13 protein-coding genes are annotated in these 21,716 nt (G+C 43.9%); 6 read left to right on the plus strand and 7 right to left on the minus strand.

What is annotated here, in order from left to right; translation table 11 throughout:
* The first annotated feature begins 26 nt into the window (after positions 1-26).
* Complete coding sequence (locus PSV17_RS00925) at positions 27-893, plus strand: hypothetical protein (protein ID WP_300478603.1); 867 nt, start codon at positions 27-29, stop codon at positions 891-893.
* Positions 894-1,208: 315 nt separating this feature from the next.
* On the opposite strand, the gene PSV17_RS00930 is transcribed toward PSV17_RS00925, so the two are convergent.
* From PSV17_RS00930 to glnE, 5 genes are all read right to left on the minus strand, one after another.
* Positions 1,209-2,132, minus strand: a complete 924-nt coding sequence (locus tag PSV17_RS00930; RefSeq protein WP_300478605.1) for a histone deacetylase family protein — start codon at positions 2,130-2,132, stop codon at positions 1,209-1,211.
* A gap of 11 nt (positions 2,133-2,143) precedes the next feature.
* Positions 2,144-4,822 (minus strand): bifunctional acetate--CoA ligase family protein/GNAT family N-acetyltransferase, encoded by a 2,679-nt coding sequence (locus PSV17_RS00935; protein ID WP_300478608.1) that lies wholly within the window; start codon positions 4,820-4,822, stop codon positions 2,144-2,146.
* A 143-nt stretch (positions 4,823-4,965) separates the two neighbouring features.
* Positions 4,966-5,868, minus strand: a complete 903-nt coding sequence (locus tag PSV17_RS00940; RefSeq protein WP_300478611.1) for a hypothetical protein — start codon at positions 5,866-5,868, stop codon at positions 4,966-4,968.
* Between the two features lie 24 nt (positions 5,869-5,892).
* Positions 5,893-9,924, minus strand: a complete 4,032-nt coding sequence (gene hrpA, locus PSV17_RS00945) for an ATP-dependent RNA helicase HrpA (protein ID WP_300479038.1) — start codon at positions 9,922-9,924, stop codon at positions 5,893-5,895.
* Positions 9,925-10,044: 120 nt separating this feature from the next.
* Positions 10,045-12,765, minus strand: coding sequence for a bifunctional [glutamate--ammonia ligase]-adenylyl-L-tyrosine phosphorylase/[glutamate--ammonia-ligase] adenylyltransferase (glnE, locus tag PSV17_RS00950; RefSeq protein WP_300478613.1), 2,721 nt, complete (start codon positions 12,763-12,765; stop codon positions 10,045-10,047).
* A 110-nt stretch (positions 12,766-12,875) separates the two neighbouring features.
* Between glnE and acs the strand changes: the two genes are divergently transcribed.
* On the plus strand, positions 12,876-14,864 hold the full coding sequence (gene acs / locus PSV17_RS00955) for an acetate--CoA ligase (RefSeq protein WP_300478616.1): 1,989 nt from the start codon (positions 12,876-12,878) through the stop codon (positions 14,862-14,864).
* Between the two features lie 101 nt (positions 14,865-14,965).
* Positions 14,966-16,837 carry a methanol/ethanol family PQQ-dependent dehydrogenase gene (locus tag PSV17_RS00960; protein ID WP_300478618.1) on the plus strand — a complete coding sequence of 624 codons (1,872 nt, stop codon included), beginning with the start codon at positions 14,966-14,968 and terminating at the stop codon, positions 16,835-16,837.
* Positions 16,838-16,843: 6 nt separating this feature from the next.
* On the opposite strand, the gene PSV17_RS00965 is transcribed toward PSV17_RS00960, so the two are convergent.
* Together PSV17_RS00965 and PSV17_RS00970 are read right to left on the minus strand one after the other, a co-directional pair.
* The gene (locus PSV17_RS00965) at positions 16,844-17,254 is read right to left on the minus strand and encodes a hypothetical protein (RefSeq protein WP_300478621.1); all 411 of its coding nucleotides are present in this window, start codon (positions 17,252-17,254) and stop codon (positions 16,844-16,846) included.
* Positions 17,251-17,535 carry a DUF2934 domain-containing protein gene (locus PSV17_RS00970; RefSeq protein ID WP_300478624.1) on the minus strand — a complete coding sequence of 95 codons (285 nt, stop codon included), beginning with the start codon at positions 17,533-17,535 and terminating at the stop codon, positions 17,251-17,253. The genes PSV17_RS00965 and PSV17_RS00970 overlap by 4 nt, the downstream gene beginning before the upstream one ends.
* Before the next feature lie 269 nt (positions 17,536-17,804).
* Here PSV17_RS00970 and PSV17_RS00975 point away from each other — a divergent pair, with 269 nt between their 5' ends.
* The 3 genes from PSV17_RS00975 (at position 17,805) to PSV17_RS00985 (ending at position 21,664) form a co-directional block, all read left to right on the plus strand.
* Entirely contained in the window at positions 17,805-19,307 is a 1,503-nt protein-coding gene (locus PSV17_RS00975) for a PAS domain S-box protein (RefSeq protein WP_300478627.1), read from the plus strand.
* A gap of 44 nt (positions 19,308-19,351) precedes the next feature.
* Positions 19,352-19,978 carry a response regulator gene (locus tag PSV17_RS00980; RefSeq protein WP_300478630.1) on the plus strand — a complete coding sequence of 209 codons (627 nt, stop codon included), beginning with the start codon at positions 19,352-19,354 and terminating at the stop codon, positions 19,976-19,978.
* Between the two features lie 99 nt (positions 19,979-20,077).
* Positions 20,078-21,664: a peptide chain release factor 3 gene (locus PSV17_RS00985; protein WP_300478633.1), complete on the plus strand. Its 1,587-nt coding sequence runs from the start codon at positions 20,078-20,080 to the stop codon at positions 21,662-21,664.
* The last annotated feature ends 52 nt before the right edge of the window (positions 21,665-21,716 follow it).

Consider the following 21,716-nt stretch of genomic DNA (forward strand, 5'->3'; position numbering starts at 1 on the left):
TCCTAGCATTATTAGAAGGTCAAGCAATGACTCCTGAATATAGAATCGAAACGGAAAAAATAATTACGTCTTACCTTCATAGTAATGACATAACGGACATCAAATACATTCAAGTTGAGCAAACATACAGAGACTTGGGTTCCGAAATTAATGTTTGGAACGTAAAAACTATGGGCGGCAATTGGTTGGTTGTTGAAGGGGAAGATGCCCCCATGAACCTCTATACACAAGATGAATTTTACTTCTCTACCGATGAAGCATATTCATTTCACATTGGGATAACTCAAAGGCTACATGCAAGACACCATAAAGAGTTCAAGCATATTATTGATGAATTGCCTTTGGACATAGATGCTACAAAATCAATAAGCCGACGCCTTAACCTAGCTGCTGTAAGCTTGAATGATATTGTTGGTGCAGAGAATATTCAAAGTATAGGATTGACATGTAGGGAAAGCTTGATTGAACTGACTGCTGCACTAGTAGACGCCAACCCCACACTTTTAAAGGAAAACAATCTCAAGTCAGCAGATTTTAAAGGCATCGCAAAGGTTGCGATTTCTATTTATGCTCAAGGAAAAAGCAATTGCAATTTGCGGAAATTCAGTCGCAGTCTGTCAGAAATGGCTTGGGATTACTCAGCCGAAGTTGTTCACTCGTCAAACAAGAATATCCCAGATGCGAAAATTTGCCTTCTATTTACTTGCGCAGTTGTTTCAATGTTCCAAAATCTATATCTGAAGTTTCTTGGCTTTGATGCAGAGCAGAAATGCCCTGAATGCAAAAGCATGGACTTTAATTTGCACACTACAGACGATGGAGTTTTCGCAATGCTTTGTAATGTTTGCGGCCACAAAGTAGTCGTAGAATCCGTAGAAGATGTAAATGGTTAATGAGCTTATTGTCACTCAAGAAGCTGATTAAATATCTATGACACTGCGCTTTTGTCGCATCATGGTAGATTTTATCATTCTCTAAATTACTCACTGACGCCGAATGTAAGTCATTTTTAAAATGGCTACATTGTTTATTATCGAGGACTTGTTCTTAGACGAGGGCTGATTTCTCGCTTGCCGTGATTGGTTGTGTTTGATGAGAGCACGCGGTACAAGCTAACAATAAAGATAAGGCGGTGATTAATTTAAGCATAGTATTTATTCTAGTCCGCGGCTACTTCATTGACCTATTTGTTAAGTCATTTAGGAATATTAAAGATCGCTCAAACACTTCACATGCGTCATGACACATCGCCCTAGCGCATGCAGAGCATAACCACCTTCAAGTGCGGAAACGATACGATTATTCGCGTGGCGTTTAGCGACTGCTTTTAACATTTCGGTGACCCATAAGTAATCTTTTTCATGCAGTTGAATATCGCTCATATCGTCTTCCCAATGCGCATCGAAACCTGCGGAAATGAATATCATCTGTGGCTGAAAACGGTCTAGCGCGGGTAGCCAATGTTCAGTCACAGCTTTACGAAACTGTTCGCCTGTGCTGCCAGCCGCAAGTGGTATGTTAATCATATGCTCATTAGCACTATCGGCACCGCAATATGGGTAATAAGGGTGTTGAAAAGTCGAACACATCATCACGCGCGGGTCATAGTGAAAAATATCTTCCGTACCATCACCGTGATGCACGTCAAAATCGGCAATGGCTATACGTTCTAAGCCATGATGTTCAAGCGCATAAGTGGCTGCTACCGCCACATTGTTAAATATACAAAATCCAGATGCACCTTCACGTTTGGCGTGGTGACCTGGTGGGCGAATATTACAAAAAGCATTATTCACTTTGCCTGCCATGACTAAATCAACGCCTTCCACAACCGCGCCAGTGGCGTACAAAGCGGCATCCAATGTATATGGATTCATTAATGTGTCGCCATCAAGGTCTACTAGGCCAGAATCGGGTGACTGACTAAACACCCAATCGATATATTCTTGAGTATGTGCCAAAGCCAATATTTCCTTGCTGACTTTGGGGGCTTCATAATGCTCCAAAAAGTCGAATAAGCCTGATGCAATCAACTGATCTTGAATCGCATGAATGCGTGCCGGACATTCGGGATGGTCTGGCCCCATGTCATGCTTAAGAAACTCAGGATGTGTGATGTACGCCGTGTGCATGATTTATTAGACTATAAATCGATTGTCACGTTTTTAATGCTGCTATCGTCAGGGTTAACCGTGGCATTAAAACCCAAGCGTTTCATGAGTTTTAACATGCTGGCATTATTTTTAAGCACTTCACCTTCAATACGTTTTAGGCCTTTTGTGCGTGCAATATCCATGAGTGCCGTCATCAACTTATGACCTAAGCCAGTGCCGCGCATGCTGTCAGCGACTACTAAAGCAAATTCACAGCTTTCACCATCGGGGTTAATAGCATAGCGCGTGACGCCTAACTCAATTTCTTTATTATTTTCATTTCTGACTGCTATCAACGCCATCTCGCGGCTGTAATCGATTTGTGTAAAACGTACTAACAAGGTCTCGCTAAGTTGCTCTACACTTTTCATAAACCTAAAATATCGCGCCTCTTCAGAGAGATTTTTTACAAAATCTTGCACCAACCACACGTCCTCTGGGCGTATTGGACGAATTTTCACATCGGTGCCATCTGCCAGTTGCCAGTTAGTGACTAAGTGCGTTGGATAAGGGTATATCGCCATATGCGCATAGCGGTCGGCACTTGGCGGCCGCACTTCTACCATTATTCGAGCATCGGCAGCCAGCACGCCATTTTCATCTAATATCAATGGGTTAATGTCCATTTCCATTAACATTGGCAACTCACATACCATTTCAGAAACGCGCAACAGCACACTTTCTAGCGCTTGCATATTCACTGGCGGCATATTTCTGAATGTGCCTAACATTTTTGCCACATGCGTATTATTAATCAGGTCTTTTACCAAGAAATTATTCAATGGTGGAAGCGCTACCGAGCGATCTGCAATAATTTCAACGGTTGTGCCACCCGCGCCAAAGGTGATAATCGGGCCAAATACAGGGTCGTTAGTCACACCTACCATCAACTCGCGACCATTTGGTTTGATTATCATGGGCTGAATAGAGATGCCATTGATATGCGCATTAGGGCGTTTGCTTTTAACGTTTTCAATAATGGAATGATAGGCCGAGCGGATTTCTTGTGCATTAGCCAAATTAAGCACCACACCGCCTACATCAGATTTATGCGTAATTTCTGGTGAGTTGATTTTCATCGCTACTGGAAAGCCCAGTTGCTGTGCTATTAACAATGCCTCATTGGGTGAACGTGCAACCATGGTGTGCGCCACAGGAATATGAAATGCTGATAGCAAGGCTTTGGATTCCATTTCACCTAAAATCTTACGCTTTTCTTGCAATGCGCCCTCAATAATCATGCGCGCACTTTCAACATCTGGTGCTAAATGGTGGGAGATTGGCCCAGGCATTTGCATTAAAAGCTTCTGGTTTTTATGGTAGGCAGAAAGAAAGGAAAATACATCTACAGCGGATTCAGGATTACGGAAGCTAGGCATCTTAGTGCGATTAAACGCAGCGCGCGACTCGCTCACCTGCGCTTCGCCCATCCACGACGTTAGCAAAGGTTTTTTATATTGATGGCTTAACGCAATCATGGCATTGGCTACCTCTAACGGCTTAGTCATGGCTTGCGGCGTCAAAATAGTGAGTACGCCATCCACATTCGGATCTTCTAAACAAGCTTTAACGGCAGATTCATATCTATCGACTTGCGCATCGCCAATAATATCAATCGGATTACCGTGCGACCAAGTGTTAGGCAGCGCTTCATTAAGCGTTTTAAGTGTAGCCTCAGACAGCACCGCGATTTCTAAGCCTAAATCAATGGCGTAATCAGTTGCCATCACACCTGGGCCGCCGCCATTAGTGACAATAGCCAAGCGGCTGCCTATTGGGTCAAAGCCGCATGAAAGTGCTTTAGCCGCTGAGAATAACTGTGTAATAGTTTGCACGCGTACAACCCCCGCGCGCCTTACTGCCGCATCAAAGGCATCATCAGACCCAACAATGGCAGAAGTATGTGAAATAGCCGCTTTAGACGCCGCAGGATGGCGCCCTACTTTAACCAAAATGACAGGTTTAATACGCGCAGCAGCACGAATTGAACTCATAAATCCGCGTGCATCATGGATGCCTTCGATATACAACAAAATGCTATGCGTTTTTGTGTCTGATATCAAATAATCAAGAATTTCACCAAAATCCACATCGACCGAAGCGCCCATAGAAACAACGTTAGAAAATCCAACATCGTTAGCGCTTGCCCAATCTAAAATCGCCGTGCATAACGCACCAGATTGAGAAATAAAGGCAATATTGCCTGAAATGGCGTTACCCTTATTAAAGGTCGCATTTAGGCCAATATCTGGACACATGACACCGAGGCAGTTTGGACCAATCAGGCGAATGCCATAATGATGGGCTTTCTCTAGCACTGAGGCTTCCAGTTGCTTTCCTGCTGCACCCGCTTCGCCAAACCCTGCGCTAATAATAATGGCGACTTTCACCTTATTAAGACCACAGCGCTCAATAATATCTGGCACAGATTCAGCTGGCGTGGCAATTACCACCAAGTCTATAGGTTCAGCAATTTCCGTGATAGAAGCATAAGCCTTGCAACCCTGCACTTTGCTATGTTTGGGATTTATCGCATAGAGCTTACCTTGGTAACCACTTTGCAACATATTTTGAAATACTACTTGCCCAACGGAATCGACACGGTCACTCGCCCCAAACACGGCTACAGATTTAGGTGAAAACAAAGGCTTGAGATGGTGCTGACTCATGGTTTTACATTGCCGTTAATAGCGGAATTGTTATGTTAGCGCATTGCCAGCACTTTTATATGATATAGCTCAATAAACACTAGGTTTAAAACTTCTAACACCTTTGGTAAAAGTTTTATTGAAAGGGATATCTGACCTAGACGCTAATATGGCGTGTTCTTATAGTTGGTGCCAAAAAACTCCATCATCATAAACTCTTCTAGTTCAGCGCTATCTTCTGGGCGTGCTGACTTCACCACTTCACGACCTAAGCGTTGAGATTCCCAGTTAAAGTCGCCTTCATAATGTCGGCGTATCAAAGAGATCATTTTCTTAATCATCACCAATCTAACGTCTTGACCAGTGCCCGCTTCCACCTCAAATGATTCACGTTTTGCACTGCTGTAATCATTCGTCCAACCCTTGAATGCAAATGCCCCATGCCGCCCACTTAAATTGGTGATTTCAAAAATTCCATTAGTACCGACTTTTAAATTACTTTTAATTCTGTCATCTCTGACTTTTTCTTGGCTAGGGCCAACTTCACGCGCTACAGCTTCTGCATTTTGTCTTGCGGCATCTGCCTCCGTAGCGTTACGCTTAGCTTGTTGCTGCTTAACGTAAGAGGCCATATCAGTTGGCGCGTCATTTGGTTTAACTTCTTTAGGCGGTAACGGTTCTGGTGTGGGTTGTTTTGTTGCAATCACATCTGGCACAGAAAAAGTCGATGGCTTAGGACTTTTACTTGGTTTACGTGTAATGACTTTTGGTGGAGATTTAGTCACAATAGGTTCTGGCTCAGGTATTTCTGGAACTTCAACTTTAGGCGGAGTTGGAGGTGCCAAGCTCACTTCCAAAGCCTCTGGTTGCGGTGACGCAGGATTAGTAAAATCAATTTTCGGCAAGAAAACAATTAAAAGCAGCCCATGCACCAACAGCGAAAAGATGATCGCAATTAGCGTGTTACGACTAATATTGATGCGAATAAACTTATCGCCACGCGGCTTAAGCAAAAACTCGTCAAATTGGTCGGCTGATGTTTCTAGCGGATTCAGATTATTTTCCATGAATGTGTGACTGGCGACTCACGGTTAAGTGATGTCAGCCCATGTTTTTTCTAAACGTTTAAGCGAGACTGGAAATGGCGTTTTAAGTTCTTGCGCAAATAAGGAGACTCGTAGCTCTTCAATCAACCAGCGGAATTCTTGCAAATCTTCCGAAACAGCTAAATTTGCTTGATGTAATGCGTTAACTTTATTTTGCCATTTTTCCCACAACACACCCACGCTACCTGCATTTTTGCCATCGCGGTCAGGGTTCGCAGGGTGCTTTTCAATGCGCAATCTTAAAGCCTTTAAGTAGCGCGGCACTTGCTGCAAATGCTCCCACGGTGTTTGGCTAAAACAATCTTTGTAAACCAGTTGCACCACTTGCTGCTCTAAATCGCGCTTTAATCGATTAGCTGTTGTCGCCATTTGACTTTGCTTGGTAATGAGCAACTGATATTCAGTGGCAATCGCTTGAGCCTGCCTTGCAATGGCCTCGCTAACGGCTGGCAGACGTGTTCTGGCCCGTTGTTTCAACTTCATAAACTCAGCATTGGTGCGAGGCAAATCATCTTCACCGATAAAGGCGCGATCGGCAATGGCCGTAATCATATCTTCACGTAAATCTTCTGGCGACATTATGTTTCTAAGCGTTAAAGCGTATTGATTAAAATTTGGCAGGCTTTTTTCCAGCTGCTTCATTTGTTCTTTTAACTCAAAACGAATCAATCGGCAAATACCTTTACGTAGATTTACAGCGGCCTCGCGCTCTGTGTCAAAAAGCTTCACAGAAACACTATCAATATCATCTTCAAGCGCTGGATAACCGACCACTTTTAAGCCATCGCGCTCAAAACTCAAGGTTTGCGGTAAATCACCAAAATCCCATTGTTTTAGACCAGTTTTCTCAATATCGGGCGAAGTGTTTCTAAAGGTAAGCTGCGCGGCTGAACCTAATTGTTTTTTAAGCGCATTCCAATCGCGCCCCATGGCAAGCTCGCGGCCTGCATCATCTACAACACTAAAGTTCATTAGTAAGTGCGCTGGCGTTTCTTCTGTCCAATCTTCAACTGAAATTTTCAGCGTAGTCACACACTGAATATGTGCTGCCAGTACTTGCTTTATCGCACCACCACCTATTTTATTTTGGTCTAAAAATACCGTCACAAACTCAGGCACTGGCACACAAACGCGGCGGAAAGTTTTAGGCAGGGCTTTAATCAAATAGGTCAGCTTTTCACGCAGCATACCTGGCACCAACCATTCAGATTGCGTTGGACTCAGTTGATTTAACAAAGCTAAGGGAATAGTCGCCGTCACGCCATCCAAAACATGACCTGGCTCAAAGCGGTATTTGAGATGTGTTTCAACGCCATCTAACAAAATCATTTCAGGAAACTGCACAGCTGTAATCGCATCGGCACCATGGCGCATCAAATCATCGCGAGTGAGATACAACAACTTCGGATTTTCTTTTTCAGCGGTTTCACGCCATTTTTCAAAAGTCGCGGCTTGAAAAATATCAGCTGGGATTTTTGCATCGTAAAAAGCAAATAGCTGATGCTCATCTACCAGCACATCTTGGCGACGTGCTTTATGCTCCAACTCTTCAACTTCGGAGATTAAGCGCTCATTTGCAGTGAAAAATGCAGCTCTGGTATCAAACTCGCCACTCGCTAAGGCTTCGCGAATAAATATTTCGCGAGCTTCTTTTGGATTAATTGGCCCGTAATGCACACGGCGCTTAGGAATAATAGTTAAGCCATACAGAGAAACGCGCTCCCATGCATTGACCATGCCCATTTTTCTATCCCAACGTGGGTCAGAATATTGGCTTTCGGTTAAGCCGCGTGCTAATGGCTCAATCCAATCAGGCTCAATTTTTGCCACACAGCGCGCGTAAAGCTTAGTGGTATCTACTAATTCAGCGGCTATCACCCATTTCGGTCGCGTTTTCTTTAGGCAAGAACCAGGTGCAACATAAAAACGGATACTGCGTGCGCCTGAATAAGCATCGTTATCGCCATCTTTAAAACCAATATTACCGAGCAAACCTGCTAACAAGGCTTTATGTATCTGCTCAAAGTTGGCTTGTCGTTGAACTACCTCTCCCCTCGTGGGAGAGGGTTGGGGTGAGGGGGATAGAAGCACCATTTCGTCCGTTATTTGCTTAATTTGGCTATGCAATTCTCGCCACTCTTTTAGGCGTAAAAAAGATAAGAAATTGCTATGGCACTGATTTAGCAAATCCTTGTTCGACTTTTTGGTTTTTAACGCGTTGTCAAAAAAGTCCCAAAGCTTGAGGTAACTCATAAAGTCTGAGCCCTCGCCTGCAAATTTTGCATGTGCATTATCAGCCGCTTCGCGCTTATCCATGGGTCGTTCGCGCGGATCTTGTATGCTCAACACACTAGCAATAATCAATATCTCGTTCAAACACCCTTCGCGCTTAGCGGCTAAAATCATACGACCAACTCGCGGATCTAAAGGTAAGCGCGCTAGCTGCAAGCCGATTTCGGTAATTTGGCGCTTGCTATCTACCGCGCCTAATTCTTGTAACAACAAATAGCCGTCGCTCACTAGTCGAGATGATGGCGCCTCGATAAATGGAAACTCCGTCACGTCGCCAAGCTTTAATGCCGCCATGCGTAAAATCACACTCGCTAATGAGCTACGCAGAATTTCAGGCTCGGTAAACTCTGGGCGACCGTTAAAATCTTGTTCAGAATACAAACGCACACATATACCACTTGAAACACGGCCGCAACGGCCTGCACGCTGTTTTGCAGCGGCTTGGCTAATTTTCTCAATCTGTAATTGCTCAACTTTTGCGCGCGTGCTGTAACGGTTCATCCGCGCCAACCCAGCATCAATCACGTACTTAATGCCAGGCACAGTGAGTGACGTTTCCGCCACGTTAGTCGCTAACACAATACGGCGCGAGCTATGGCTTTTGAAAATCTTTTGCTGATCCTCAATGCTCAAACGAGCAAATAAAGGTAACACTTCAATATGCTTTAACTTCGCCGAACGTCCTTGATATTTACGCAAATGATCTGCAACATCGCGTATTTCACGCTCACCTGGTAGAAACACTAAAATATCGCCATCGCCTTGGCGCAACAAGTCATCCGCCGCATCTAGAATTGCTTCTTCGATGGCTTCTTCTTCGTCATCCTCTTCCAGCCAACGCGCTTCTGTCTTTGCTTTACGCGCAATACCAAAGATAGTTTCGTCCTCAAAATCAAACTGAGCGTTTTCTGCCTCTGCGATTTCTTTGGCACGAAAACCAGCTTTCCCTAATGGGCGATAGCGGATTTCAACTGGGTAAGTGCGGCCTGATACCTCAATAACTGGCGCAACTTTTAATACCCCATCGCTTGTAAGCGATGAAAAATGATTTGAGAAACGCTCGGCATCAATCGTTGCAGAAGTCACAATAATTTTTAAGTCAGGACGCTTTGGTAACAACTGTTTGAGGTAACCAAGCAAGAAATCAATATTCAGACTACGCTCATGCGCCTCATCGATAATAATAGTGTCATAAGCATTCAGGAATTTATCGCCCTGCGTTTCTGCCAGCAAAATACCATCGGTCATCAACTTAACGTAGCTAGATTCAGAAAGCTTATCGTTAAAGCGCACTTTATAACCAACCACTTCACCTAACGGACTTTGTAGCTCTTGTGCAATACGCGACGCCACTGAACGCGCAGCAATGCGGCGTGGTTGCGTATGCCCAATTAAACCAGCTACACCACGACCAAGCTCAAGGCAAATTTTAGGGATTTGTGTCGTTTTACCAGAACCCGTTTCGCCACAAATAATCACCACTTGATTATTGTTAATAGCTGCAGCAATTTCATCTTTTTTGCCACTCACTGGCAACTCAAGCGGATATTCAGGCTTAGGTAAATTGGCTAATCTCGCTGCAAATTTTTGCTGAGATGTGCGCACTTTTTGTGAAATTTCACCCAACAGGCGCTGGGCTCTTGCCACAGATTTTTCATCTTTCAGCTTTTGCAAATCTGTCGCATCACGCAATTTGCGCCGCAAAGCATGACGATCAGCCAACATGCAGCTTTGCAAAGCTGTGCTTAAGTTGGCTGGATTTGACACGGTAGGAATTGGGTTCACAGATTTATTCACATTCATAGCTTGGCATTTTAACATGCCAATAGCCCATAGACCCAGGCATCAACTAATCAACAAAACCTTTTCCCATAAAGTTTTCACCGCAGTCGCATGCTCACTCACGGTTGGCAACCCCACCCTTAAATGCGCGGCGCCTTGTAGTTTAAGCATATGCTGGCTATGGCGATAATCTCGGTATGCCAATACAACTTTATCTGCCAAATCTTGGTCGATAATATTAAGTGACGCAAGTAGTCTTAGCAAGCCTATATTGCCGATGTTAGCTGTGAGTTGTGGGTATTGTTTTGCATACGCCAGCACTAAATATTGTACTAAAAACTCCACATCAATAATGCCGCCAACACTGTGTTTAATATCGAACATATTGGCTTCAATATGTTGTGAGGAGCGCATTTTTTCGCGCATGGAGTGCACTTCTGTTTTTAGTTGGTTCAGGTCTCGCTGCTGCGTTATCACTTCAATACGAATGGCATCGAAGGCCTCGCCAATTTTAGTATCACCTGCCACAAAGCGTGCGCGGGTAATGGCTTGGTGTTCCCATACCCAGGCTTTTTGCATTTGGTATTCTTTGAATGCAGTCACACTACTCACTAGCAAGCCGCTATTGCCATCTGGACGCAATTGCATATCGGTTTCATAAAGCAAACCTGCTGATGTTAAGCTATTGAACCAGTTATTAATGCGCTGTGCAAAGCGTGCGTAAACTTCGCCAGCCTCATCTGCATCGTCATCATATAAGAAGATAATATCTAAGTCTGAAGCGTAACCCAGCTCTTTTCCACCGAGTTTGCCGTAACCAATCACAGCGAATTTCGGCACATCTAAATGCTTACCGCGCACATTTGGCCAAATAATTTCCAAACTTACGCTTAGAATTAATTGCGCAAGTTCACTCAAATAATCGGATAGCTTTTCTGGGCTTAACTCGCCGTTAATATCTTGTGCGGCAAAGCGGAATATATTGGCGTGCTTAAAGTGGCGAAATACGTCCATTTCACGCTCGACATCGCCTTGCACTTCGGCTAAACGGGCGAGCAAGTCTGCATGCAAGGCTGAGAAATCAGGGGCTGCATACAAGGTGCGCGTATCTAATAGCTCATCTAAAAGTATAGGGTGTTGTACTAAATAGTTCGTGAGCCACGGGCTACTGCTACACAATTTAACCAATAGCTGCATGGATTGCGGATGTTCAGCTAACAAAGCTAAGTAGCTCGCACGGCGGCAGATACTTTCTAGCAAATCAATCATGCGCATTAGTGTAATGTCAGCATTTTGCATCTCAGCCGATTGCGATATGACTAGTGGCATTAACGCATCAAAACGTTGACGGCTAAGTTCTGGCAGCTGACGATAACGGTTACTTTGATGCAAGGTATTGAGTAGACGCGATGTTTCGTGTGCATCAAAGAAACCTAGCTTTTGCAAGGCTGAAAATGACTCTTGCTCGACAATTGCGCCATTCCAAATAGACTTTTCTATTTCCAGTTCACCTTGCGGCGTATTAGCATCACTAAAAGTTTCATCAAAGTGATGTTGCACTTGTTGGCGGTAGGCATTTAATTTAGCTAAAAACTCATCCCAATCTGCAAAACACATCGCTTTGGCGATACGCGCCTTAGCTTCATCTGATTTAGGCAGTTCTTGTGTTTGCGCGTCATCTACATACATCAACCTATGTTCTAAATTACGCAAAAACACATAAGCCTCAGTTAACTCAGCTACAGTTTTTTCAGGCAACAAGCCTTTGTTTTTTAATAGCGCTAACACTGAAAGCGTAGATTTCACTTGCAGGCTTGCATCTTGTCCACCGCGAATTAACTGAAAAACTTGGGCAATAAACTCAATTTCGCGGATACCGCCACGACCAAGTTTGATATTGTCCTGCATGCCTTTGCTGTTCACATCGCGCTGTATTTGGATTTTCAAATCGCGCATGCTGGCAAATGCACCAAAATCCAAATACTTTCGAAAAACAAATGGTTTTAGCAACTTAGTTACTTGCGAGCCACCTGTGACTTCGCGACCTTTTATCCAAGCATAGCGCTCCCACTCGCGTCCATTGTTTTGGTAATACGCTTCAAGCGCATCTAAATTTGAAACCAGCGCGCCTTCGCTACCAAATGGTCGCAAACGCATATCCACCCTGAACACAAAGCCATCTTCGGTAATTTCGTCTATCGCCGCGATTAATTTTTTGGCTAATCGGGTAAAGAAATCTTGGTTACTAATGGATTTCTCACCGGTTGTTTCACCTTCGTTTTCATAGGCAAAAATTAAGTCAATATCAGAGGAAACATTAAGTTCGCCACCGCCAAGCTTGCCCATGCCTATCACCATAAAACTTTCAGGGTAGCCTGCGCCGCTTACAGGCTGACCAAACATATCTACTAACCAAGTATTCAAGTAATCAATCGAAGTATTAATTACACATTCTGCCAATGCAGAAGTCGTGCGCATAACTTCCATTAAATCTGCTAAACCATTCAAGTCACGCACGATGATTTTCGCCATGACCTGCTGACGCAAATGCCTTAAAGCTTGCTTTAAAGTTGTTTCGTCAAAAATATTTTGACGCGCTAAAAAACTTTGCATGTCACTTAACTGGTATTCTTGATGCAGGTTTACTAGCAAATCATTCAGCAAACCTTCATCTCTTGTAAACAACTTTGCAACAAACGGGCTACAAGCGACTGCATGCTGCACATAGGCTTCATCGCTAGATTTCATGCGGTTTTCTGATAGAATCATATCAAGTGTTATCATAGGTTTTTTAAGGTAATATGGTGTTTTAATGTCGTAACAATCATTTAATAGAACAATTTAATATAGACCAATTATAAATAGATCAAAGTGATTTAAAGGGAGTTTTAAGCATGTCAATTGAGTCAGTTCTTCAAGAAAATCGCGTATTTGAACCAAGCACAGATTTTGTAAAAAACGCCAACGTCTCTGGTATGTCAGCCTACAACGCTTTATGCAAAGAGGCAACTGACGATTATCAAGGCTTTTGGGCGAAATTGGCACGTGAGCTTTTAGTGTGGAACAAGCCATTCACTAAAACACTTAATGAGGATAATGCCCCATTTTATAAATGGTTTGAAGATGGTGAAATGAATGTTTCAGCCAATTGCCTAGATAAACACCTCAATACTATCCCTAACAAAATCGCCATTATCTTTGAAGCCGATGACGGCACTGTGATTAACGTCACATTTAAAGAGCTATATCACCGCGTTTGCCAATTTGCGAATGGCTTAAAAAAGCTCAACCTCTCCGTGGGCGACCGCGTGATTATTTACTTGCCGATGGGTATCGATGCCGTAGTGGCGATGCAAGCTTGCGTCCGCTTAGGTTTAACGCACTCAGTCGTATTCGGCGGCTTTTCAGCGAAAAGCCTGAACGAACGCATTATTGACGCAGGTGCGGTTGCCGTGATTACTTCTGATGGTCAATTTCGCGGCGGCAAAGCACTTCCATTAAAACCTGCGGTAGATGAAGGTATCGCAATGGGTGGCTGTGAGTCGATTAAAAATGTGGTTGTTTTGAAAAAAACTGGGCAAGAGATTGCCTGGAATCAAAATGGGAACGCCAATAACATTTGGTGGCACGATTTAATTGCTGGGCAAGCAGATACCTGTGAACCAGTCATGTTAAGTGCCGAGCATCCGCTATTTTTACTTTACACCTCAGGCAGCACAGGCAAACCAAAAGGCGTGCAACATTCATCAGCTGGCTATTTGCTACACGCGATGAACAGCATGCGCTGGACATTTGACATTAAAGACAATGACGTATTTTGGTGTACGGCAGACGTAGGCTGGATTACAGGCCATACCTATGTTGCGTATGGCCCTCTCGCCATGGGCGTGACGCAAATTATATTTGAAGGCATTCCAACCTACCCTGATGCGGGTCGTTTCTGGCAAATGATTCAAAAACATAAAGTGAGTATTTTTTACACAGCGCCAACGGCAATTCGTTCGCTCATTAAAGCGGCTGAAACAACCGCCAGTACACACCCTAAGAGCTATGATTTAAGCAGCTTGCGTCTGCTTGGTTCAGTAGGTGAGCCGATTAATCCAGAAGCTTGGATGTGGTATTACGAAAACGTTGGTGGCAGCCATTGCCCAATTGTGGATACTTTCTGGCAAACAGAAACTGGCGGTCACGTGATTACACCTTTACCAGGCGCTACGGCGTTAGTGCCAGGCTCATGCACATTACCATTCCCAGGCATTGATATTGATGTAGTGGATGAAACAGGTAAAGACGTGCCTTGGGGTACAGGCGGTTTATTAGTGATTAAAAAACCGTGGCCTTCAATGATTCGCACTATTTATAATGACCCTGAACGTTACAAATCAAGCTACTACCCTATCGATTTAGGTGGCACAATTTACCTAGCGGGTGATGGTGCTGTGCGTGATGCTAAAACAGGCAATTTCACCATCATGGGTCGAATTGATGACGTTCTCAATGTTTCAGGCCACCGTTTAGGCACAATGGAAATTGAGTCCGCTTTAGTTTCAAATCCATTAGTGGCTGAAGCCGCAGTAGTAGGTAAACCGCATGATATAAAAGGTGAGTCTGTTGTTGCTTATGTGGTGCTAAAAGGCGCGCGTCCTGAAGGTGAAGAATTGAAAAAAATCGTCGCGCAGTTGCGGGATTGGGTGGGTAAAGAAATCGGCCCGATTGCTAAACCTGACGAAATTCGTTTTGGTGATAATTTGCCAAAAACGCGCTCAGGTAAAATCATGCGCAGATTATTACGCAGCCTAGCTAAAGGTGAAGAAATCACTTCAGATATTTCTACACTGGATAACCCCGCGATTTTGGATCAGCTCAAAGAAGTTGTTAAATAGTTAGCTTAGACAAAGTACTGAAACCATGGAAGGCTTGCTAGTATTGATTGCACTAATACTAGCAGCCTTCTTTTTAATGCGTAAATAGCACATCAAATCTCATGCCCCCATTTTCACGCAATTGCCTAAGTTTCTTAGGCTTATTTAGCCTATTAATATCGTCAGCCCATGGAGCGGATGATTATAAAAAGCTCACACAAGATGATAAGCAATGGGTGCATCCGCGCAAAGATTACGCCAATACTGGCTATAGCGGCTTGCATCAAATCAAAGCCAATAACATTAACAAGCTCAAGCTGGCTTGGACTTTTTCAACAGGTGTAAATCGCGGTCATGAAGGCTCACCGATTGTGTTAGGTAGCACAATGTATGTGCATACGGCTTTTCCCAATAACATTTACGCGCTCGATCTTAATAACAACCAAAAAATACTATGGTCTTACTTTCCAAAGCAAGGCCCGCAAACGCAGGCTTTATTGTGTTGCGATACGGTAAATCGCGGCTTAGGCTATGGCGATGGCAAGATTTTATTGCAGCAAAATGATGGCATATTGGTCGCACTAAATGCAAAAACTGGCAAGCTGATTTGGCAAACCAAAGTCAATGACATTAAAACTGGTGCGAGTAACACCAACGCACCACATGTGATGAAAGATAAAGTTATCACAGGCTGTAGTGGTGGCGAATACGGCGTACGATGTTTTATTGCGGCTTACAATATCAAAGATGGCTCCTTAGCTTGGAAAGCTTACAGCACAGGGCCTGATAGTGAAGCACTAATTGGCGCTGGCTTTAACGAAACCAATCCGTACTACTCGGCTTTATCTACTTACCAAGATGTGAATGGCGGCAACAAAGAAGATGGCTCATTTAAAGCGCTGACAAAAGAGCAACTCAAATTTCCTGAGCCTGATTTAGGCGTTAGAACTTGGCTGAAACCGCAAGCTAATCAAGATGGTTGGCAACACGGCGGCGGCCCTGTGTGGGGCTATTTTTCTTATGACCCTAAACTGAATCTAGTCTATTACGGCACTGGTAATCCATCGGTTTGGAATGCTGATGTGCGGCCAGGTGATAATAAATGGGCGATGACAATTTTCGCACGTGACCTTGATACCGGCATGGCAAAATGGGGCTACCAAATGACGCCGCATGACGAGTGGGATTATGACGGCATTAATGAGGTGATTTTGTGGGATGCGAATCACAAAAAACTTGCTACGCATTTTGACCGCAACGGTTTCGGCTATACGTTTGACCGCACCAATGGCAGCTTGTTAGTCGCTGAGAAAATGCACCCGTTTGTGAACTGGGCAACGAGTGTAGATTTGACTACAGGCATTCCGCAAAAAGACCCTAAATATTCTGCACACCAAGATACTACAACTAAAAATATCTGCCCCGCTGCGCTCGGCGTAAAAGACCAACAACCAACCGCTTACTCACCAAAAACCAAATTATTTTACGTACCGCTTAATCATTTATGTATGGATTACGATGTCGTAGAAGCTAAATACACTGCGGGTCAGCCATGGGTAGGTGCAGGTTTAACCATGCACCCTGGGCCAGATGGCGTGACTGGTGGGTTTATGGCTTGGAACGGCTTAACGGGGAAAGCTGCGTGGTATAAAAAAGAGCCATATTCTATTTGGAGTGGCGTTTTAGCCACCAGCTCAAATCTAGTACTTTATGGCACCTTGGATAGATGGTTTAAAGCGGTTGATGCGAAGTCGGGCAAGAATCTATGGCAATTTCAGGTAGGGTCTGGTGTCATTGGCAACCCGTTCACTTACGTAAACAAAGGCAAGCAATATGTTGGTGTGATGTCTGGCATAGGTGGTTGGGCGGGCATTGCTATCAACTTAGGGCTAACTGAGGATTCAGACGGTGCAGGCGCTGCTGGGGCTTACCGAGAGCTAACAAAGTGGAACGCCGCACCAGGTGGCGGAGCGGTGAATGTATTTAGTCTTTAGCGATATTTAAGAAGGTATTAAATCTTGAGTAATTGGACGAATAATCAAACGCAAGCAATGACGTCCGAAACTTTCAACTTCATTAAAAAATAATGCGCAGGAAAAATGCTCGCCATTAAAAGCTACTACTTCAAAGCCATAGCCAATGTGGGAAAGAAAACGTAAGTGCGGGTTAACTTTTTCACCTTGCATTAATTTATCTTCGGTTAATTCTGGCATGACAGTAGAGATATGCCGCCATGTAAGTTTGCTGGGATTGCAGTCTAGCAACTCAGCCGCGGCTTGATTACAATCGCGTATGGTGCCGTTTTCGTAAAGCGTTAACACCGCAGTTTCTTGCTCGCTACGGCATAAACAAGCATTTTCCTTAGCTTGATTTGAAAAATCGATGTATTCAATTTGTGCGGTGGTATTCATTTCATCACCTCAGCTTCTGCTGCTAGCCAATCCTCTAGCTCATAACCTGTTTCAAATCCTCTTGCTTGCGCTTTATAATAAGCTGATTCTGCCACTAGAAAACGTTTATCCTCGTCACTAGTATTCTCACTACTAGAATTTTTGCTTCTGTTAATGGATTCCTTTTTAGATTTAGCTTCACTTTTAGAGTTTGTGTCAATTACAGACTCAGCTTTAGACTCAATACCAAACACAGGAATATGGTTTTTTGCATGCAATTCATTTACAGTAGAAAGTTCCATAATTCCTCCATTAAGTAAAAAAGAAGATCGACGGCACAGAACTTTAAGAGAGATTCTGCAACCCGTGGTTGCTTGGGAACGTACCGTCGATCTGAGCAATTTACAGTAGTCGCTAAGCTGAGTAAATGAGTGCGAACACGTAAGGGCTAACCCTTATATGCGGTATGAATCATAGACAATGATTCAGCTTTTATCGTAGACTTAAAATGAATCGTATAGCACTTTTAATATAGAGGATATTCGTTGACCTACTTATTTCAAGATTCGTCATGGTGAATGATTCATTTTTATCAAACTTAAGTGTCAAAACGCTATTTGATGCGGCAGCAGATGCGATGTTGTTAGTAGATGAGAGTGGTCGTGTAGTGCAAGCCAACGAGGTTGCACTTAACTTGCTTGACTATTCTTTCGAACAAATAAATGGTCTCGAAATTGAGGCCTTAATGCCAAATAGCTATCGTAACCAGCATTCTCTACACAGAAATACTTATGCTAAAAATCCTGAGAAGCGCCCGATGGGTAAAGGTCGAGATTTAATTGCATTACGCAGAGATGGCAGCGAACTGGCCGTTGATATTAGTTTAAGTCCGATAAAAACGGGTGATCGGCAATTTGTTTTAGCGACACTTCATATTGCAGACAAACGCCGAAAAGTTGAAGAAGCATTAAAAATTAGTGAAGAAAGATTGCGCTTAGCTAAAGAAGCCGCTGGATTAGGTGTATTTGATTTTGACTATCGCAATAACATTATTCACTGGGATGAGCGTATGCGCGATATCTGGGGCGAAGAATCTGAAGAAACTGTTTCTTATAAAAAATTCGTGGCGGCCATACACCCCGATGACCGCGCTGCAAGGCAGACCGTGATTGAACGCGCTATTGACCCTGCGAGCAATGGTGAATATAGCGTAGATTATCGAGTAAGAAACGCCAACGATGGCGTTGAACGCTGGATAACAACCATGGGACGTATTCACTTTACCAATGGACAAGCCACTCGCCTGCTGGGCATTGCCAGAGATATAACTGATCAAAAAATTCTAGAAAAAACACTGCAAGAACAACGTGCAGAAATGGAATCGCTATTCAAACAGCAAGTGGCATATCAAACCGTATCAGCGATAGCACATGAGCTTAACCAACCACTTGCCGCCATTTCCGCCTATAGTGAAGTGGCTTTGCACGCGCTTGATAGCAACAACTTTAACTCAGAAAATCTCAAACGGGCGCTGGAAGGTGCAGTAACGCAAGCGCAGCGAGCGGGCAAAAGTCTGCACGAGTTGCTGGCTTTTATGCAAAAAGGTGAGCTGGTCACGGAGCGTTTTGAGTTGAATCATGTATTAAATGAAGCCCTGAATATTGCGAAAGGTGATGGTTACGGCGACTTTAGCCCGCTGCTCTCGTTAGAACCTGCTCTGCCAGAAGTGTTAGGCAATGAAACTCAAGTACGAAAAATATTAGTGAATTTACTAAGAAATGCCGTAGAAGCCATGCGTGGAGCAAGTGTGCCGTCTTCAGCCATTTCAATTACAGTTCGCACTAATCAAAAAATTAATATGGCACACGTGACCATACAAGATAGCGGCCCAGGTTTAGATGCTGAAACCGCAAGACATATTTTTGAACCATTTTTCACCACCAAACCAACAGGAATAGGCATGGGTCTGGCCATTAGCCGCGCGCTGACAGAAGCCAATGGCGGTCAACTTTGGCTAGAACACAACAACAAACCTGGCGCTACATTTCACTTTACTTTACCTTTTGCTGGTTGAACATAATTGCTAAGTGAACATAAATTGCTAAATGAAAATAATTAATGAGTGCTGAAGCTACTATCTTTATTATTGATGATGATCCCGCAATACGGGACTCTCTAACCTTAATGATGGCGCAGGAAGGCTTTGCCGTTAGTACGTTTGAAAGCGCCGAAGATTTTCTTGAAAGTTTTCAAACGGAGCGCTTGGGTTGCGCCATCCTTGATATTCGCATGAGCGGCATGGATGGTATACAACTACAAGATATGCTTACAAAACATCGCATTCAAATGCCTATCATTTTCCTCACTGGGCATGGCGATATACCCATGAGCGTACGCGCTATTAAAGCAGGTGCAGTCGATTTTTTAACCAAACCCGTCACTCGCGAAAAACTCATGACATGCGTGCGATTTGCACTCTTAGAATGTGAAAAAATGCTCAATATAAGAGCCAATAATGAAAGCGTACAATCACATTTGGCCGAACTTACCGAACGTGAGCGTGATGTAATGGCACTTGCGGTGCAGGGTCACTCTAACAAAGAAATAGCAAGGCAACTGGGTATTAGTCATCGCACTGTTGAGATTCATAAATCAAAAGTGATGCATAAAACTGGCGCGACTAACCTGTTGGATTTAGTGCGAATTGCCCATGAAGGAGATTTTAAATCACTCAACAAACCATAAATCTTTGATAGCGCAAATGCCAAAGTAGCTAGCTGTAAGTTAAACAGCTAATTTAAGGTAAAATGTCGTTTTAGCATTTTTCAAAGATTAAAGTTCACCATGTCATCGCCCGCAACCCCGTTACAACTCGAAATCAAACGCCGCCGCACATTTGCCATTATTTCTCACCCCGATGCTGGTAAGACTACGTTGACTGAAAAGCTATTATGGTTCGGTGGCGCGATTCAAGTGGCTGGTGAAGTACGTGGGCGTAAGGCTTCTCGCCATGCAACATCGGACTGGATGGAGCTTGAAAAACAACGCGGAATTTCGGTGACTTCATCTGTCATGCAATTCCCTTATCGTGAACACATGGTGAATTTGCTGGATACCCCAGGCCATGATGACTTCTCGGAAGATACTTATAGAACATTAACGGCTGTCGATTCCGCCGTCATGGTGATTGATGCCGTGAACGGCGTGGAAGCGCAAACTATCAAGTTGCTGAATGTTTGCCGCATGCGCGATACGCCAATTATTACTTTCATTAACAAGCTAGACCGCGAAAGCCGCGAGCCAATTGAATTGCTAGATGAAATTGAAACCACGCTAGGCATGGAATGTGCGCCTATGACTTGGCCAATCGGTATGGGTAAAGGCTTTAGAGGCGTTTATAATTTATATACTGACACGATTTCATTCTTTGATCCACGTGCAGAAAAAGGCACTTCTGAGGTGATTCAAGGGCTTAATAACCCGCGTTTAGATGAAGTGCTAGGCCATGTGGCAGAAAACTTACGTGTTGATATTGAGTTAGTACGCGGTGCATCGCATGCCTTTGATGCCGAGCGTTATTTAAATGGTAAACAAACGCCTGTTTACTTTGGTTCTGCGATTAACAACTTTGGCGTGCAATCCTTGCTGGATGCGGTAGTTGACTTATCCCCCGCACCACTCGCACGCAACACCGCAACGCGCCCTGTGCCGCCAGACGAGAATAAATTCTCAGGCTTTGTGTTCAAAATTCAAGCGAATATGGACCCAAAACATCGTGACCGTATTGCCTTTTTACGCGTGTGTTCTGGCCGTTTTGAGCGTGGCATGAAAATCAAGCAAGTGAGTACCAATAAACAAATAGCCGTGAATAATGCCATTACTTTTATGGCGCAAGACCGCACCACGATGGATGAAGCGTATTCGGGCGACATTATCGGCATACCCAACCACGGTACGATTAAAGTAGGCGACACATTTAGTGAAGGCGAAAATTTAAAATACATTGGCATTCCATCATTTGCGCCAGAGTTTTTCCGCCGCGCGCGCATTAAAAACCCAATGAAAATGAAGCAACTGCAAATTGGCCTAAAACAATTGGCTGAAGAAGGCGCTGCGCAATTATTTCGTCCATTATTAAGTAACGATTTAATTTTAGGCGCTGTGGGTATGCTGCAATTTGAAGTGGTTTCGCATCGTCTAGAACATGAATATAGCGTGGACATGGTATTTGAACCATACGACTGCTACACCGCACGCTGGTTACGCGGCAAAGATTCTGACTTAAAAGCCATTGCAGATAAGTACGGCTTTAACGTGGCGCTGGATGGCGCAGATGAATACGTTTATCTCGCCCCAAACCGCGTGAACCTGCAAATGGCGCAAGAGCGTTATCCTGATATAGAATTCTTAGAAACACGTGAGCTTAACTAATACAAAAGTTATTCAAGCTGATACCTGGTTGTGCTTTCTAGCCGCACTAAGT

Origin of the sequence: Methylotenera sp. (assembly GCF_029946165.1) — a bacterium.
GTDB lineage: Bacteria > Pseudomonadota > Gammaproteobacteria > Burkholderiales > Methylophilaceae > Methylotenera.